The following is a 16,344-nucleotide window of genomic DNA, read 5'->3' as shown; positions in this document are numbered from 1 at the left end:
CCGTGATGCAACTGGCGGTCCATGCCAGCCACCCGCAGCGAAGTCGCGGCCGGCGGCACGCAGAACCAGGCGCGCCCACGCGCAACGACCACCAACGCGACCGCGACCGCATCGTCCATAGCACAGCCTTTCGGCGGCTGGTCTACAAGACGCAGGTCTTTCTCAACCACGAGGGCGATCTCTTTCGCACGCGCTTGACGCATTCGCTCGAGGTCGCCCAACTCGGCCGTTCGATCGCCCGGACGCTGGCGCTGAACGAGGACCTCGTCGAGGCGATTGCATTGGCGCATGACCTCGGGCACACCCCCTTCGGGCACGCCGGACAAGACGCGCTCAACGAATGCCTGCGAGCCGCCGACCCGAACAGCGGTGGCTTCGAGCACAACCTGCAGAGCTTGCGGGTTGTCGATGCCTTGGAGCAGCGTTACCCCGACTTCGACGGCCTCAACCTCACCTACGAAACGCGCGAGGGGGTGCTGAAGCATTGTTCGCTCGCCCGCGCGCAGCGCCTGGAGGCCCAGGAGCCCGGTGGCGTGGCCAACCGTTTCATCACACGCGGCCAGCCGTCGCTGGAAGCGCAGCTGTGCAACCTCGCCGACGAGATTGCCTACAACGCGCACGACGTGGACGATGGGGTGCGCTCGGGCCTCTTGAGCCTTGACCAGATCGGTGACGTGCCACTCTTCGCGCGCTACCGGCGCGAAGCGCTCGAGGCCCACCCGCAGTTGCAGGGCCGTCGCCTGCTGTTCGAGAGCATCCGCCGGATGCTCTCGGCGCAGGTCTACGACGTGCTCGACGCGTCGGCCCGTCGCCTGCGCGAACACGCACCCCGCGACGTGGACGAGGTGCGCGCGGCGCCGCCGCTGATCTGCTTCAGCGAGGGCATGGCGCAGGAAAGCCGCGAACTCAAACGCTTTCTGCGCGACAACCTCTACCGCCATCCGCAAGTGATGGAGACCACCTCGCGCGCCAAGGATGTCGTGCGCGAGTTGTTCGCCGCCTACACCGCCGACCCGTTGGCCTGGCCGCCCTCGGCGGACGAGGCCTTCAGCCTGCGCGCCGTGGCCGACTACATCGCCGGCATGACCGACCGCTTCGCGTTGCGCGAACACGAGCGCCTCACCGGACGCCGACTGTTCGCCAGCTGAGCCATGGCGCGTCTCCCGCGACTCAGCGTGGCCGGGTGGCCGCATGTGCTCATCCACCGCGGGCACAACCGGCAGGCGGTCTTCTTGGACGACGCCGACCGGCGGACTTTTCGCGACATGCTCGGCGAGGCGGCCCGGGCACACGGCGTCGCCATCCATGCCTATGGGTTGGGTGACAACGAACTGCGCCTGCTTGCAACGCCGGTGTCGCACGACAGCCTCAGTCGCCTGATGCAAGCGCTTGGCCGGCGCTACGGTGCTTACTTCAACCGGCGCCATGCGCGCACCGGCGGATTGTGGGAAGGCCGATTCCGCGCAACGGTCATCGACCCGGAACAGCACTTGCTTGACAGCATGCGATTCGTCGAATCGGTGGCTCGGCCGCCCGGTGACGAGGCCGGGGCAGGAGCCGAATCGTCCAGCACCGCCCACCACCTCGGTCAGTCGCAAGATGCGATTGTGAGCGATCACTCTCTATACTGGTCTCTTGGCAACACGCCCTTCGACCGAGAGATTGCCTATCGGCGCTTGTGTGAGCGCCCGCTGGCGGCACCGCTGCAGCGAGCCCTCGAAGAGGCGACGCTGAGGGGTTGGCCCCTCGGGGGGCAGCCCATGCTCGGTGCATTGCAAGACCGTACCGACCGTCCCCTCGTGCCGCGTCCGCGCGGCCGACCGCCCAAAGCCACAAAGAAGACTGTCCCCAATTAATTCCGGCAGAAATTGGGTTTGCTCTATATAGGTGTCTGACCCCATTTTTTTTCGTTGAACCCAGGGGTTCTACGAAGTATTCTTCGCCATCCCCAGTTTTTGATCGGAGTGCGCCATGAACCAGGCCGCCCAGGGCGTTGCTGCCCCCGCAGAAATCCAAGACGCTGTCGAACACGGCTTGTACAACCCGGCCAATGAGCACGATGCGTGCGGCGTCGGTTTCGTGGCGCACATCAAAGGCCACAAGGCGCACAGCATCGTCGAGCAGGGTCTGAAGATCCTCGAAAACCTCGACCACCGGGGCGCGGTCGGTGCCGACCCGTTGATGGGCGACGGCGCGGGCATCCTGATCCAGATCCCCGACGAGTTCTACCGGGCCGAAATGGCCAAGCAAGGCGTCGAGCTGCCTCCGCCGGGCGAGTACGGCATGGGCATGATCTTCCTGCCCAAAGAGCACGCCTCGCGCCTCGCCTGCGAGCAAGAGATGGAGCGCGCGATCAAGGCCGAAGGCCAGGTGTTGCTTGGCTGGCGCGACGTGCCGGTGGACCGCGACATGCCCATGTCGCCCACCGTGCGCGAAAAAGAGCCGGTGATCCGCCAAGTGTTCATCGGCCGCGGCCCCGACGTGATCGTGCCCGACGCGCTGGAGCGCAAGCTGTACGTGATCCGCAAGACGGCCTCCAGCGCCATCCAGCGCCTGAAGCTCACGCACAGCGCCGAGTACTACGTGCCCAGCATGAGCTGCCGCACCGTCATCTACAAAGGCCTGCTGCTGGCCGACCAGGTGGGCAAGTACTACCTCGACCTGCAAGACCCGCTGTGCACCTCGGCGCTCGCGCTCGTGCACCAGCGCTTCTCGACCAACACCTTCCCCGAATGGCCGCTGGCGCACCCGTACCGCATGGTCGCGCACAACGGCGAAATCAACACCGTCAAGGGCAACTTCAACTGGATGCGCGCCCGCGAAGGCGTGATGAAGTCGCCCGTGCTGGGCGACGACCTGCAAAAGCTCTACCCGATCAGCTTCGAAGGCCAGTCCGACACGGCCACCTTCGACAACGCGCTCGAGCTGCTGACGATGAGCGGCTACTCGCTCGCGCATGCCGCGATGATGATGATCCCGGAAGCCTGGGAACAGCACGCGACGATGGACGAGCGCCGCCGCGCGTTCTACGAGTACCACGCCGCCATGCTGGAGCCGTGGGACGGCCCCGCGTCGATGGTGTTCACCGACGGCCGCCAGATCGGTGCGACGCTCGACCGCAACGGCCTGCGCCCCTCGCGCTACATCGTCACCGACGACGACCTGGTGGTGATGGCGTCCGAGTCAGGCGTGCTGCCGATGATCCCCGAGAACAAGATCGTTCGGAAGTGGCGCCTGCAGCCGGGCAAGATGTTCCTGATCGACTTCGAGCAGGGCCGCATCATCGACGACGAAGAACTGAAGAACCAGTTCGCGCTCGCCAAGCCCTACCGCCAGTGGATCGAGAACGTGCGCATCAAGCTCGACTCGATCGAAGGCGAAGCGCCCGCGCCGGCCAAGTTCAGCGAATCGCTGCTCGACCGCCAGCAGGCCTTCGGCTTCACGCAGGAAGACATCAAATTCCTGATGAGCCCGATGGCGCAGGCCGGCGAAGAAGGCACCGGCTCGATGGGCAACGACTCGCCCCTCGCCGTGCTGTCGGACAAAAACAAGCCGCTCTACAACTACTTCAAGCAGTTGTTCGCGCAGGTCACCAACCCGCCGATCGACCCGATCCGCGAAGCGGTGGTGATGTCGCTGGTGTCGTTCATCGGCCCGAAGCCCAACCTGCTCGACATCAACGCGGTCAACCCGCCGATGCGCCTCGAAGTGAGCCAGCCCGTGCTCGACTTCGCCGACATGGCGCGCCTGCGTCAGATCGAGAAGCACTCGAACGGCAAGTTCAAGAGCTACGAACTGAACATCACCTACCCGTTCGCGTGGGGTGACGAAGGCGTCGAAGCCAAGCTGGCCTCGCTGTGTGCCGAGAGCGTGGACGCGATCAAGGGCGGTCACAACATCCTCGTCATCAGCGACCGCCTGATGGACCGCAACAACGTGGCGATTCCCGCCGCGCTGGCGCTGTCGGCCATCCACCAGCACCTGGTGCGTGAAGGCCTGCGCACGACGGCCGGCCTGGTGGTCGAGACCGGCTCGGCGCGCGAGGTGCACCACTTCGCCGTGCTCGCGGGCTATGGCGCCGAGGCGGTGCACCCGTACCTCGCGCTCGAAACCCTGACCGACATGGCGCGCGACCTGCCGGGCGACCTGTCGGCCGAGAAGGCGATCTACAACTACATCAAGGCCATCGGCAAGGGTCTCTCGAAGATCATGTCGAAGATGGGCGTGTCCACGTACATGTCGTACTGCGGTGCGCAGCTCTTCGAGGCCATCGGCCTCAACAAGGGGCTGATCGACAAGTACTTCCGCGGCACGGCCACGCAGGTCGGCGGCATCGGCGTGTTCGAGGTGGCGCAAGAAGCCATCCGCATGCACAAGGCCGCGTTCGGTGACGACCCGGTGCTCGCCAACATGCTCGACGCTGGCGGCGAGTACGCCTGGCGCGCCCGTGGCGAAGAGCACATGTGGACGCCCGACGCGATCGCCAAGCTGCAGCACAGCACCCGCGCGAACAAGTTTGACACCTACAAGGAATACGCGCAGATCATCAACGACCAGTCGCGTCGCCACCTGACGCTGCGCGGACTGTTCGAGTTCAAGGTCGACCCGGCCAAGGCCATTCCGCTCGATGAAGTCGAACCGGCGGCCGAGATCGTCAAGCGCTTCGCCACCGGCGCGATGTCGCTGGGCTCGATCTCGACCGAAGCCCACGCCACGCTGGCCGTCGCGATGAACCGCATCGGCGGCAAGTCGAACACCGGCGAAGGCGGCGAAGACCCGGCGCGATACCGCAACGAGCTGAAGGGCATCCCCATCACCGACGGCACCAAGCTGTCGGACGTGGTGGGCACCAAGGTTGTCGAAGCCGACTACGAACTCAAGGGCGGCGACTCGCTGCGCTCGAAGATCAAGCAGGTCGCGTCGGGCCGCTTCGGCGTCACGGCCGAGTACCTGTCGTCGGCCGACCAGATCCAGATCAAGATGGCCCAGGGCGCGAAGCCGGGCGAGGGCGGCCAGCTGCCGGGCGGCAAGGTGTCCGACTACATCGGCTTCCTGCGCTACTCGGTGCCGGGCGTGGGCCTCATCAGCCCGCCGCCGCACCACGACATCTACTCGATCGAAGACCTGGCGCAGCTCATTCACGACCTGAAGAACGCGAACAAGCGCGCCGACATCAGCGTGAAGCTGGTCTCTGAAGTGGGCGTGGGCACCATCGCCACCGGCGTGGCCAAGGCCAAGGCCGACCACATCGTGATCGCCGGCCACGATGGCGGCACGGGCGCCTCGCCCTGGTCGTCCATCAAGCACGCGGGCACGCCGTGGGAGTTGGGTCTCGCCGAGACGCAGCAGACCCTGGTGCTGAACCGCCTGCGCGGCCGCATCCGCCTGCAGGCGGACGGCCAGATGAAGACCGGCCGCGACGTGGTCATCGGCGCGCTGCTGGGCGCTGACGAGTTCGGCTTCGCCACCGCGCCGCTGGTGGTCGAGGGCTGCATCATGATGCGCAAGTGCCACCTCAACACCTGCCCGGTGGGCGTGGCCACGCAAGACCCGGTGCTGCGCAAGAAATTCCAGGGCCGCCCCGAGCACGTGGTGAACTACTTCTTCTTCGTCGCCGAAGAGGCGCGTCAGATCATGGCGCAGCTGGGCATCCGCAAGTTCGACGACCTGGTCGGCCGCGCCGACCTGCTCGACACCAAGAAGGGCATCGAGCACTGGAAGGCGCGCGGCCTCGACTTCAGCCGCATCTTCCACCTGCCCAACGTGCCGGCCGACGTGGCCCGCCGCCAGGTCGACACGCAAGACCACGGCCTGGACAAGGCCCTGGACATGAAGTTGATCGAGAAGTGCATGCCCGCGCTCGAGCGCGGCGAGAAGGTGCAGTTCATCGCCGAGACGCGCAACGTCAACCGCACGGTCGGCGCGATGTTGTCGGGCGAGTTGGTGCGTCGTCATCCCGAGGGACTCCCCGACCACACGATCTTCATGCAGCTCGAAGGCACGGGTGGCCAGTCGTTTGGTGCGTTCCTGGCCAAGGGCATCACGCTGTACCTGATCGGGGACGCCAACGACTACACCGGCAAGGGCCTGTCGGGTGGCCGCGTGGTCGTGCGCCCGAGCATCGACTTCCGCGGTGACGCCACGCGCAACATCATCGTCGGCAACACGGTGCTGTACGGCGCGACCAGTGGCGAGGCCTTCTTCCGCGGCGTGGGCGGCGAACGCTTCGCGGTGCGCCTGTCGGGTGCGAGCGCGGTCGTTGAAGGCACGGGCGACCACGGTTGCGAATACATGACCGGCGGCACGGTGGTCGTTCTCGGTAAGACCGGCCGCAACTTCGCCGCCGGCATGAGCGGTGGCATTGCCTACGTGTACGACGAGGATGGCCAGTTCGCCAAGCGCTGCAACACCGCGATGGTGTCGCTCGACAAGGTGCTGACCACCGCCGAGCAAGAAGCGAACAGCGACAAGTCGAGCTGGCACCTGGGCCAGTCCGACGAAGGGCTGCTCAAGAAGATGCTCGACGACCACCACCGCTGGACCGGCAGCCTGCGCGCCCGCGAGATCCTCGACCACTGGGCCGAAGCCCGCGCCAAGTTCGTGAAGGTCTTCCCGAACGAATACAAGCGCGCGCTGAGCGAGATGAACGCCGCCAAGCAGGCCGGTGACACCATCGCCAAGGCCAAGGCAACCGACAAGCCCGCGGGCGGCAAAAGCCGCGCGAAGGCCTGAGGTTCACACACGACGTCCACCTCTCGTCAGCGAGAGGGCAGGGGTGAGGGCTGCGGCCCTCGCCTCGATCTTCCCCGGTGAGGGGAAGGTGCCAAGAAAGAAGGAAGCACCATCATGGGAAAAGTCACCGGCTTCATGGAATACGAGCGTCTGGAAGAGGGCTACGAGCCCGTTCCGACCCGCCTGAAGAACTACAAGGAATTCGTCATCGGCCTGAAGGATGACGAAGCCAAGGTGCAGAGCGCGCGTTGCATGGACTGCGGCACGCCCTTCTGCAACAGCGGTTGCCCGGTCAACAACATCATCCCGGACTTCAACGACCTCGTGTACCGGGGCGACTGGAAGAACGCCTGGGCCACGCTCGACTCGACCAACAACTTCCCCGAGTTCACCGGCCGCATCTGCCCCGCCCCCTGCGAGGCGGCCTGCACGCTGAACGTGAACGACGACGCCGTCGGCATCAAGAGCATCGAGCACGCGATCATCGACCGCGCCTGGGCCGAAGGCTGGGTCACGCCGCGCGTGGCCAAGGTCAAGACCGGCAAGAAGGTTGCCGTCGTTGGCTCTGGCCCCGCCGGCCTGGCTGCGGCACAGCAACTGGCCCGTGCCGGCCACGACGTCACTGTCTTCGAGAAGAACGATCGCGTGGGCGGCCTGCTGCGCTACGGCATCCCCGACTTCAAGATGGAGAAGACGCACATCGATCGCCGCGTCGAACAGATGAAGAAGGAAGGCGTGACCTTCCGGACCGGCGTGTTGATCGGCAAGCTGCCCGAAGGCAGCAAGGTCACCAACTGGGCCAAAGAGACGATCTCGGCCGAGCAGCTGAACAAAGACTTCGATGCCGTCGTGCTGGCCGGCGGCGCCGAGCAGTCGCGCGACCTGCCCGTGCCCGGCCGTGAGCTCGATGGCGTGCACTTCGCGATGGAGTTCCTGCCGCAGCAGAACAAGGTCAACGCCGGCGACAAGCTGAAAGACCAACTGCGCGCCGATGGCAAGCACGTCGTCGTGATCGGCGGCGGCGACACCGGCAGCGACTGCGTGGGCACCAGCAACCGCCACGGCGCCGCCAGCGTCACGCAGTTCGAGCTGATGCCCATGCCGCCCGAAGAAGAGAACAAGCCGCTGGTGTGGCCCTATTGGCCCATCAAGCTGCGCACGAGTTCGAGCCACGAAGAAGGCTGCACCCGCGAGTTCGCCATCGCCACGAAAGAGTTCATCGGCGGCGAAGGCAAGGACAAGGGCAAGGTCAAGGCGCTCAAGTCCGTTCGCGTCGAATGGCAGGGCGGCAAGATGGTCGAAGTGGCCGGCAGCGAGCAAACCATCCCGGCCGACCTCGTGCTGCTGGCGATGGGCTTCGTGAGCCCGGTGGCCACCGTGATCGAAGCCTTCGGTGTCGAGAAAGACAACCGCGGCAACGCCGTCGCCACCACCGATTTCACCGGCGGCTACGCGACCAACGTGCCCAAGGTGTTCGCCGCCGGCGACATCCGCCGTGGCCAGTCGCTCGTGGTCTGGGCCATCCGCGAAGGCCGCCAGGCCGCGCGGGCGGTCGATGAGTTCCTGATGGGCGTGAGCGACCTGCCGCGCTGATCACCGAGGCCGGCCGGGTGCCCGTTGTGCCGGGCCTGTGAAGCCTCGGCCTCGCAGTTCTGTTGAAAGTTCGGCCGCGTGGAACGCCCTGTTCCACGCGGCCGAATCGTTTTTGGCGAGGGTTGAGGCCTTGCGTCAGCGGCGCAGTTCGAGCCGTTCTTCTTCGGCCTGAAACTCGACGGCCACCCGAAGCCGTGTCTTCACGGGCTGGCCGTTCAGCAGCCCCGGGGTGAACCGGGCCTGGGCAAACGCGGCACGCGCCGCGGCGGCGAAAGCCACGGGGATGTCGGCGTCTTCCACCAGCACCGCTTCGACACGCCCCTGTTCGTCGAGCTGCAGCGTGACCAGCACCTCGACCACCGGGTTCACCGAAGGGACGTCGCCGGGGTAGGGCACGACGATGTCCTCCAGCGGCTGGGGGCGGTCCGTCAGCTGAGAGGCAGGGATGTATTCGACCGGGGCGCCCAGACGCAGTGGCATCGGGCCGGTCAAGGCGGAAGCCGCCGAATCGGGGGGCAGGGCGCCAAGCTCGGCGCTGCTGGTGGACGGATCGACTTCATCCACCGCAGGCGTGGGTGGCTTGACCCTGAGGTTGGCGGCACCCGGGTTGTCTGGGCTGATCGTTCGCACCAGCACCGACCGGGCGGGCGACGCATGCACCGGTGAGGGCGCCAGCGCCGAGGACATCAGGGTCACCAGGCTGAGGTGCAGGCCGCCCGCCAGGACCATGCTGGCCACGAGCGGCCAGGTGGCCTGGGGCGGGGTGAGGCGAGGCCCCACCGCGTCCTCAGTCAGTGACAAGCTCGCGCCAAGCGGTCCGTCGAACCCCGGCCGGGCTGGCACCCCGTGGGGTGATTCGGTTTTCCCAGGTGTTGTTGGACATGCGGATCAGGCTTCGCATGTTGCCGCCCGCACCGCTGGCCCCGCGTTGGGTGCGGATCACCTCGGGGCGCGTGGCCAAGGCGTTGCCCAAGGACACGCTGACCATGCCGTTGGCAGAAGACACGGCAGAGCCGGTGCGGTAGTCGAAGAAATTGATGAAGCTGCTGCCGCCCACCGTGCAGGCTGAGGGGTCGAGCACGTTGGTGGTGAAGACCAGCGTGCCAAGGGCCAGTTGCGGGTCGGTGGTTGCGCGCTCGCCGAGGCGGGCCGGTGTGGAGCCCGCGGCGGGGATGCCGGGCAGGTCCACGTACCAGCCGTTGTCGAGGGCGAAGTTGACCGGATTGCTCGACGAAGTCCGAATGGTCTCTCCGGCCGCGCAGCTGAGTTGGTTCGCACCGCAGGTGCCGGTGGCGAGGGTCTGACGCACGAAGGTCGAGCTGGCGCGGGGGTTGCCTACGCCGGTGCTGGTCAGCGAGTCTTTGATCGCGTACAGCGACTGGGCGCTCGTGTTCGACAGGTCGGCGGCGCCCAGGTAACGGCCGGTGCCGACATAGACCACGGCGTGCGCGCCCACCTCGCCCAGCTCGGGCTTGGCCATCATGGGCTGGCGGTTGCCGTCGACATCTTGCAGTGTGGCGAGCAGCGTGGCCTCGTAACCCGAAGCGCCGATGTCGTTGTTGACGTCAAAACGCCAGAGGTTGCCGTACAGGTCGCCGCCGTAGACGCGTTGCACCGTGTTGTCGAAGCGCGTGTTGTCCACCCAGGTGCGGATCTGGCCCAGACCACTCGGGCATGGCGCCGTGGCGCACACACCCGTGATCGCGGTGTCGTGGCTGCCGACGCCGGTGCTGATGGAACGGATCAAGGCGCCGGTGTAAGCGTCGAGCACGAAGAGGCGGCCGGCGCCGTCACCCGGGTTCACGTTGTTGTAGCCCGAGGTCACGAGCACCACCCAGGTGCCGTCCTTGAGCTTGGTGATTTCTGGGCGGCCGAACGAGAAGCCGAGGTTGTCGTTGGTGAACTCCCACAGGGCCGCGGGATTGGCCGGGTCGGTCACGTCGAGAGCGTAGTAGCCGCGGCCACCCTTGTTCAAGCCCCCGACGAGGATGGTGCGCCAAGCCCCACCGGCGTAGATGTCACCCTGGGTCGGCGAGCCATCGACGAAGAACTGGTGACGTGTCGAGTAGTACTTGTCGGCCAGCTTGTACAGGTTGGGAATCAGCATCGACGGGATGTAGGCCCAGGCCTCTGCGCCCGTGGTTGCATCGAACGCATGCAGCATGCCGTCGTTGCCGCCCACATAGACCATGGCGGTGCGATCGGCTTCGTCGGCCTTGTAGTCGGCGTAGCCGGTGTCGGTGTAGTCAAAGCGCGGGGCCTTCACGTAGACGGCTTCCGAATTGACGATGTCCCCCAGCACGTGGGCCCGAGCCCGGAAGTACCGGCTCAACTGGGCGGTAGAGCCTTCGTTCGTGCGGTCGCCGCGCACGAAGTTAACCAGCGGTTCGCCGCTGGCCGCGGTCTGGTTCGCAGCGGTGAGGCAAATCTCACCGGCGGCACAGAACTGGGCCAGGGGTGGGCTGGCCGTCGAAGAGATGTAGGGCGTGGTGAAGTAGGCCTGCTCGGCGGTCGTCAGGTTGCCCCAAGTGAAGTCGCGCAGCTTGTTGGCCGCCGCCGCACTGAAGGTCACGATGCGCCGGCCGGTGTAGGGACGGGCATCCAACAACTCGCGGGCCAACCAGTCATGGGTGGCGGCCTCTTCCCCGGTGACCGGGTCGATTTGGCGGCGTTCGAGCTGTCCGGACCACTCTTCCGAGCGGAACGTGGAGCTGAACATGTAGTTGTCGTTCGCGGTGATGTTCGGGTTGCTGGTCGTGGCAGCTGCCGAGTCGCTGGTCATCGCGTTGATGCCTTGCAGTGCGGCTTGCAGGCCCGTGGTGAGCGAGGCTGGGTCGGTGGCGCTGAAGAACGAGCCGCGCCCGTTGACCGCGGCGTGCCACAGGTCGTCGATGGTTTCGGGGTTGTCTTCGGTCGGCACCGGCCAATTGCAGAGGTTGCCACTGGTTTCCCAGGTGCACTGCGTGCTGCTGGCCGTCAGCCCTTCCTTGACCGCCACGAAATCTCCGGTGGTGTCGGTCTTGTACGTGGGCGAGAAGACCATGCGCCCGCGAGCACCCAGGCCGAGGGTGAAAGTCGTCATGTGCTGCCAAGTGGCGTCGTCATCCCCGCTGGGCAGGACGTTGTTCGGAGCCAAGGCGTTCGACGTGCCGGTTCTCAGGTCCGTCTCGTAGTAATAGGCCGCCACGTCTGCCAGAGATCCCGTCGCGCCCCCGGCGGAGATGGGCACGTAGGTGAACGCGGTGACGGTGGTCGTCATGCTGCCCGTTCGCGTGACAGATGGCGTTGCCGAGCTGGCGCTGGGCGCTGTGATGGTCACCGTGCTGCCCGAGCGCACCGCGGAATAACCCGTGATCGTGCAGTTGCCCTGCTGCGTGGTCGTGCAGTTGTTGATGGCGGCGGTGACGCGGTTTGCCACCGTGTCGCGGTTGTTCGAGTTGCTGGTGGGGCCCGACATGATCTGCCGACCGTCCACCGTGATGCCGGTGATGCTCGTGGTGTTGTTGCCCGAGATTTGCACCGTGGCGCGGTAGTACGGCGTCACCGTGCCGCCGTCGTAGAAGGGGCGAGGGTCGTCGGCGTCCTCGTTGCCGATGGCTGTGCCGTCGATGCGCTCGCCGCCCGATCCGTTCCAGTAGCCGTCGGTGGACAGCAGGGTGAAGTTCTTCTGGCACGAGTACTGAACGGGGTCACTCAGGGTGACGTTGCCGGACGCAATCGACGTGCCGGCGTACATCCGTCCCGCGCGTGACAGCGCATACCGGATCGGCGTGCCGCCGCTCGGGTACGAAGCATAGAGCCGGCTGTACCAGGTCGTCTTCTGCGTAGACCCGAAGTCACTGACCGAAATGGCCTGGGGAATGCCGCTGCCCGTGACATTGCTGTGCAGGGACATGAAGCCGACGCGGTAGCGGTCGCCCACCGTGCTGAAGGCCCGGCCGGTGGCCGTCTTCATCATCAGCATACGCGTGCGGTAGTAGCTGAACCAGTTGGCGAAGTTTGTTCGCTCGTCAGGACGGGTGCTGGGCCCGCTGGTGCCGTTCACGGTGACTCGCGTGAAGACCGCAGATCCAGGCGCGGAGCCGATGGTGCTGGCGCACTCTTGGTAGAACGTGCTCGAAGAGCTGAGGTAGTTCTGCTGGCGCGACGTCGTCTGGGAACCCGAGTATGTGAAGTAGTAGGCCGCTTGCAGGGTGTCGCGGTTGCCGTTCAGGCCGCTGTACTGCGTGGTGTCGTCCGTGCCATCCTCGCCGTTGCCATAGGCGTAGAAACTGGTGCTCAGATTGACCGTTCCGGCGCTCTGGTTGTAGCCGTTCTTCCAGGCCGCGGTGAAGCTCGAATCGGGATAGGCGACCCCGCTGGCATTCAGCGGTGGCAAGTAAGTGATCTGAGGGTTGTAGTAGACGCCGTTGCACTGCGAGCTTCTGTAGCCATAGCGAGGCGAAGAGGAACTGCCGGCAAAGTTGGTGACCGTGTCGGGCATGTGCGACCACGCCATGGACCCGGAGTCGTCCAGGATGAACATCAGATTGGGCAACACCGACAGCGGCGCCGAGGTCACCAAGGGCGATGGCGCCAGTTCGGTTTCTGCCGCGCGGCCGCTCGGGATGACGATCCCCAGCAGCGTCAGGGCCAACACAAGGTGGCGACTGGTATAGGAAGTCATGGCTACCTCTCGGTATGAAGCCACGCGCTGTTGCACGCGTGACGTGTAGAAGATGTCCGGGGTGACGTGGCTGGATGCGTTGCCGACTACAGTGAGATCACCGCTTGAACGAAGCTGATCGTGTCTCTCGGGCCTGTGATGCGTGCGGTGATGCGGTAGTACACCTGCGGGTCGGGTGTGATTTTTGGAGTGCCGCCACCCTTGCTGTTACCGACGTTCTCGGCTTCGACGGGCGAGACCGAGCAACCGGAGCTGGCCGGCTCACCCGCCGACGCACACAGCCGCTGGATCACGTATGACACGGTGTTGCCGGTCGAGGCGTTTTGCGGGAGGGCGTTGATGGCGGTGGCAGGCAGCGTGTCCCAGTACGCAGCCCAGCTTTGGTTCGATGCCGGGTCAGAGCGGGTTGCCAGGTACTTGCGCGTCCCTGATGTCACGTTGTCGTTGAGCACCGTCGGGTCAACCGACATCAGCCAGGTGATGGCGTCTTCAATGCCAACGTCTCCCGCGTGGGTGGCCGATTGTTTGAAGGACAGGTTGCCCGCAATCATCGTGTTGGTAGAGACCGAGCGGACGAGGGCCAACCCGGCCAGGGTCAGCACCACGAGAAGAATGAGGGCCAGCAGCAGCACCACACCGCGCTGGTGTCGGTTGTCGCGGGCGTGCATGACGGATTTTTTTCTCAGATGCATGAGCCGACTCCGTTAAACCGCTGCGGCCGGCCAGGACGTGCACGTCGACTGCACATCACTGGACGTGTTGAGCCACGACATGTTCTTGAGCGGCGATGTGGTCTCGAACACCCGGTAGCGGTACCTCTGCCAGTTCGCGTCGCCGGACACGTCGATGGTTCGCAAGTCGGCATTGGCGGCACTCGCCGAACTGGCCCACTGAGGCGCCGCGGTGGTAACTGCCTCTTTCTCGAACTGGCTGCTGCGCGCCGTAAGGGCCAACCGCAGCGAATTCACGCGCGCCCAACCGCAGCGATTCGTGGGTGTGGCGGTGTCGAAGTAGTCTGCCGAGCCATTCACCGTGGGCGTCTGGTCGTGGCCGTACTGGGCTCGGAGGCTGACGATGTTGCTGGAGACAGGCACCCAGATGGCGCGATCGGCCACGCTGGCGGTCGCACGGCAGTCCTGCGCCATGAAATCGCAACGGGTGAGGTCTCCGTTGCGAATGGCGTAGGCAATCACGCGGGGCTGCGTGCCCAGGCTGTACAACTGGCCGCCGACGACGCCAGCGGTGCCGCTCACGACCTGTACGTTGAGGCCGGTGATTGCGGAGACTGTGGTCAGGGTGAGGGTGCAAGTCGCCGGCCGAGGGGTAGGGATGACCACCACATGGTCATTGACGCGGAATGCCCCCGGCGTGGTCATCGTGAAGACGTTGGCGGCGGGCTGGGCAGACACCCGATCGCCTTCGGGCGCACCGTTGGTGTTGCTGTACGTGATCAACAACGTGTCGGTGTTGGCGTCGCCCGGGGGGATGTCGGCGTGGTTGATGGTGACGGGCGCCATCTGGTTCAGCGTCACGCCACCACGCAACTGCAGATTGCAACCAATGATGGGCAGTGCATTCATGCCGTGGCCGCTTTGTCGCAAGTCGCGCTGAAGGCCGTACAGGGCGATGGCGCCGGCGGTTTGCGCGTCGGCGCCGCCGGTCGTGGTGCGTTTGAACCCCTCTGAGGTCGAGAAGACCTGCATCATCACGACGACGGCGATCATGCCGATCAGGAGGCCGATCATGACCTCGACCAGGCTGAAGCCTGCGCCTCGTCGGGCTCTTGTGACTCGGTTCGAATTCAAGCTGTGCTCCTGTGCTGCTCAGCGAATCTGGGTGACGACCGTGTAGCGGTGGGCCGGTTCGGCCGCAGGCTCGCTGGGGGCCTTCCAGAAGAGGGTGATCGTGACGAGCGAGTCTGCGCCGACCACGACCGTGGGCGCGTTGGCGGCCGTGGCCCCGGGCAGCGCCGCCTGCACCCGGGCAGCCCAGGTGTTGTAGTTCGCCCCACCGGTGTTGAAGTTGGTCTGCAAGGTCGTGACCACGCGCTCGCTGGCCCACATTTGACCGATGAGTTCTTCTGCGAACAGGCTGGCTTCGGACCGGTACTTCGAGACGCTGGTCTGTTGAATCGACGCCGCCTGCAAGCCGACGAGGGCCAGCACGCCGATCGAAAAGATCAGCAATGCGACGAGGGCCTCCAGGATGGTGAAGCCGCGCAGCCGTGCCGGGCGCGTGCGAAGACGGGTGGGGTTCATTGCATGCATCCTTGGGGATCGGGCGGATCGGTCACGGCAATGCGCGGGTCGCACATGCGGACCTGGCCGGCAGGGGTGACCTCGATGCGCAGGCAGCGAATTTCGCCGCCATCGGCCACGCAGGTGCCGGTCGAGTTGCTGATGGCGATGTTGGTCGGGGCGGGGGTGGCCGCGCCGAGGCTGTTGAACGTGATGGCGCTTTGTCCGGCGGTGACCTGAACACCGGAGGAGCCATCGGCGCCGGCACGGGCCTGGATGATGCGAGGTGCAGGGTCCGAGGCCTGGGCGCCAGGCGTGGCGCCGCAACTCCCGGTGGCGTCGTCGAGGCTGACGACCCAGTTCGTGCCGCTGGTGGACAGCGTGCAGCCGCTGGCCAAACTGGTCACCAATTGGAACCGCACGGTTGTGTTGCGCCGAACGGCTTCTGCCCGGGCGATCTGCAAGCCGTTCTGCACGGCTTCGGCGGCGTTTCTGACGCGGGTGTTCTGGATCCACGTTCCCAGGTTGGGGGCACCCACCATCAGCAGGACGGACAGAATCACCAGCGCCACCATCAATTCGATGATGTTGAACCCGCGCGCGTGAGGCGTGTTCAACATACACCTCCCTTTTTGATCACCCAGCAGTTGTTCGGGCTGGGGGCGGTCCAACCTGATGGCACCGCACTAGTCGCTTTTGCGTTGGCCTGGGTGATGGTGTACCCGAATCCCGTCATCGAGCCTTTGCCCGTTGCCGTTGCAGTGAAAGCCGTTGCGGTGGTCACGCACGCAAAATCGAAGTACCGGTTGGTGGTGTCGGCGGCGCACGCGGGGCCCCCGACGTAGGTGCGGTTGTCCAGGAAAAACTGCTCCATCCGCACCTGTATCGTCGCCAGCCGACTCGTGGCCTGCGGAATGTTTCCCCGAATGACGTAGTCGCTGTACGCCGGTATCGCCACCGCCGCAAGAATGCCCACGATCGCCACCGTGATCATCACTTCGATCAGCGTGAAGCCGGCGGCGCTCTTGGGCCGGGGCGTGAACTTCCAGGGGGTGGGCAGTCGGTTCATGGGCGGTTCCTTTTCCGTTGGGGGGAATTTTCGTGAAGCCCGGTTGG

11 protein-coding genes are annotated in these 16,344 nt (G+C 65.6%); 4 read left to right on the top strand and 7 right to left on the bottom strand.

All coding sequences use genetic code 11. The features are described 5' to 3' along the window. The first annotated feature begins 5 nt into the window (after positions 1-5). From AC1KAT_RS12300 to AC1KAT_RS12285, 4 genes are all read left to right on the top strand, one after another. Complete coding sequence (locus tag AC1KAT_RS12300; protein ID WP_480326242.1) at positions 6-1,148, top strand: deoxyguanosinetriphosphate triphosphohydrolase; 1,143 nt, start codon at positions 6-8, stop codon at positions 1,146-1,148. A gap of 84 nt (positions 1,149-1,232) precedes the next feature. After that, positions 1,233-1,856 (top strand): transposase, encoded by a 624-nt coding sequence (locus AC1KAT_RS12295; RefSeq protein ID WP_480326240.1) that lies wholly within the window; start codon positions 1,233-1,235, stop codon positions 1,854-1,856. A 115-nt stretch (positions 1,857-1,971) separates the two neighbouring features. Further along, entirely contained in the window at positions 1,972-6,732 is a 4,761-nt protein-coding gene (locus AC1KAT_RS12290; RefSeq protein ID WP_480326238.1) for a glutamate synthase-related protein, read from the top strand. Positions 6,733-6,846: 114 nt separating this feature from the next. Next, entirely contained in the window at positions 6,847-8,325 is a 1,479-nt protein-coding gene (locus AC1KAT_RS12285) for a glutamate synthase subunit beta (RefSeq protein WP_480326236.1), read from the top strand. 135 nt (positions 8,326-8,460) lie between these two features. Here AC1KAT_RS12285 and AC1KAT_RS12280 read toward each other — a convergent pair whose 3' ends face one another. The 7 genes from AC1KAT_RS12280 to AC1KAT_RS12250 form a co-directional block, all read right to left on the bottom strand. Then, positions 8,461-9,105, bottom strand: a complete 645-nt coding sequence (locus tag AC1KAT_RS12280) for an energy transducer TonB (protein ID WP_480326234.1) — start codon at positions 9,103-9,105, stop codon at positions 8,461-8,463. Positions 9,106-9,112: 7 nt separating this feature from the next. After that, positions 9,113-12,991, bottom strand: a complete 3,879-nt coding sequence (locus AC1KAT_RS12275) for a pilus assembly protein (RefSeq protein WP_480326232.1) — start codon at positions 12,989-12,991, stop codon at positions 9,113-9,115. Between the two features lie 86 nt (positions 12,992-13,077). Continuing rightward, a complete protein-coding gene (locus AC1KAT_RS12270; protein WP_480326230.1) occupies positions 13,078-13,659 on the bottom strand; it encodes a pilus assembly PilX family protein in 582 nt (193 codons plus the stop codon). Between the two features lie 36 nt (positions 13,660-13,695). Then, positions 13,696-14,736, bottom strand: a complete 1,041-nt coding sequence (locus AC1KAT_RS12265; protein WP_480326228.1) for a PilW family protein — start codon at positions 14,734-14,736, stop codon at positions 13,696-13,698. Between the two features lie 78 nt (positions 14,737-14,814). After that, the gene (gene pilV / locus AC1KAT_RS12260) at positions 14,815-15,249 is read right to left on the bottom strand and encodes a type IV pilus modification protein PilV (RefSeq protein ID WP_480326226.1); all 435 of its coding nucleotides are present in this window, start codon (positions 15,247-15,249) and stop codon (positions 14,815-14,817) included. Then, positions 15,246-15,845, bottom strand: coding sequence for a GspH/FimT family pseudopilin (locus AC1KAT_RS12255; protein WP_480326225.1), 600 nt, complete (start codon positions 15,843-15,845; stop codon positions 15,246-15,248). Before AC1KAT_RS12255 ends, pilV begins: the two co-directional genes overlap by 4 nt. Then, positions 15,842-16,297, bottom strand: coding sequence for a type IV pilin protein (locus AC1KAT_RS12250; RefSeq protein ID WP_480326223.1), 456 nt, complete (start codon positions 16,295-16,297; stop codon positions 15,842-15,844). Before AC1KAT_RS12250 ends, AC1KAT_RS12255 begins: the two co-directional genes overlap by 4 nt. Between the last annotated feature and the right edge of the window lie 47 nt (positions 16,298-16,344).

The sequence above is a fragment of the Piscinibacter sp. PDB5-1 genome (assembly GCF_056676035.1).
Note: the sequence above shows the minus strand (reverse complement) of the source record. Positions and strands in the feature narration are given on the sequence as shown.

Excerpts from the sequence above, each read along its gene's own strand:
- AC1KAT_RS12275 (WP_480326232.1), bottom strand. The coding sequence starts at position 12,991 with ATGACTTCCTATACCAGTCGCCACCTTGTGTTGGCCCTGACGCTGCTG.
- pilV (WP_480326226.1), bottom strand. The coding sequence starts at position 15,249 with ATGAACCCCACCCGTCTTCGCACGCGCCCGGCACGGCTGCGCGGCTTC.
- AC1KAT_RS12250 (WP_480326223.1), bottom strand. The coding sequence starts at position 16,297 with ATGAACCGACTGCCCACCCCCTGGAAGTTCACGCCCCGGCCCAAGAGC.
- AC1KAT_RS12300 (WP_480326242.1), top strand. The coding sequence starts at position 6 with ATGCAACTGGCGGTCCATGCCAGCCACCCGCAGCGAAGTCGCGGCCGG.
- AC1KAT_RS12265 (WP_480326228.1), bottom strand. The coding sequence starts at position 14,736 with ATGATCGGCCTCCTGATCGGCATGATCGCCGTCGTCGTGATGATGCAG.
- AC1KAT_RS12285 (WP_480326236.1), top strand. The coding sequence starts at position 6,847 with ATGGGAAAAGTCACCGGCTTCATGGAATACGAGCGTCTGGAAGAGGGC.
- AC1KAT_RS12270 (WP_480326230.1), bottom strand. The coding sequence starts at position 13,659 with ATGCACGCCCGCGACAACCGACACCAGCGCGGTGTGGTGCTGCTGCTG.
- AC1KAT_RS12290 (WP_480326238.1), top strand. The coding sequence starts at position 1,972 with ATGAACCAGGCCGCCCAGGGCGTTGCTGCCCCCGCAGAAATCCAAGAC.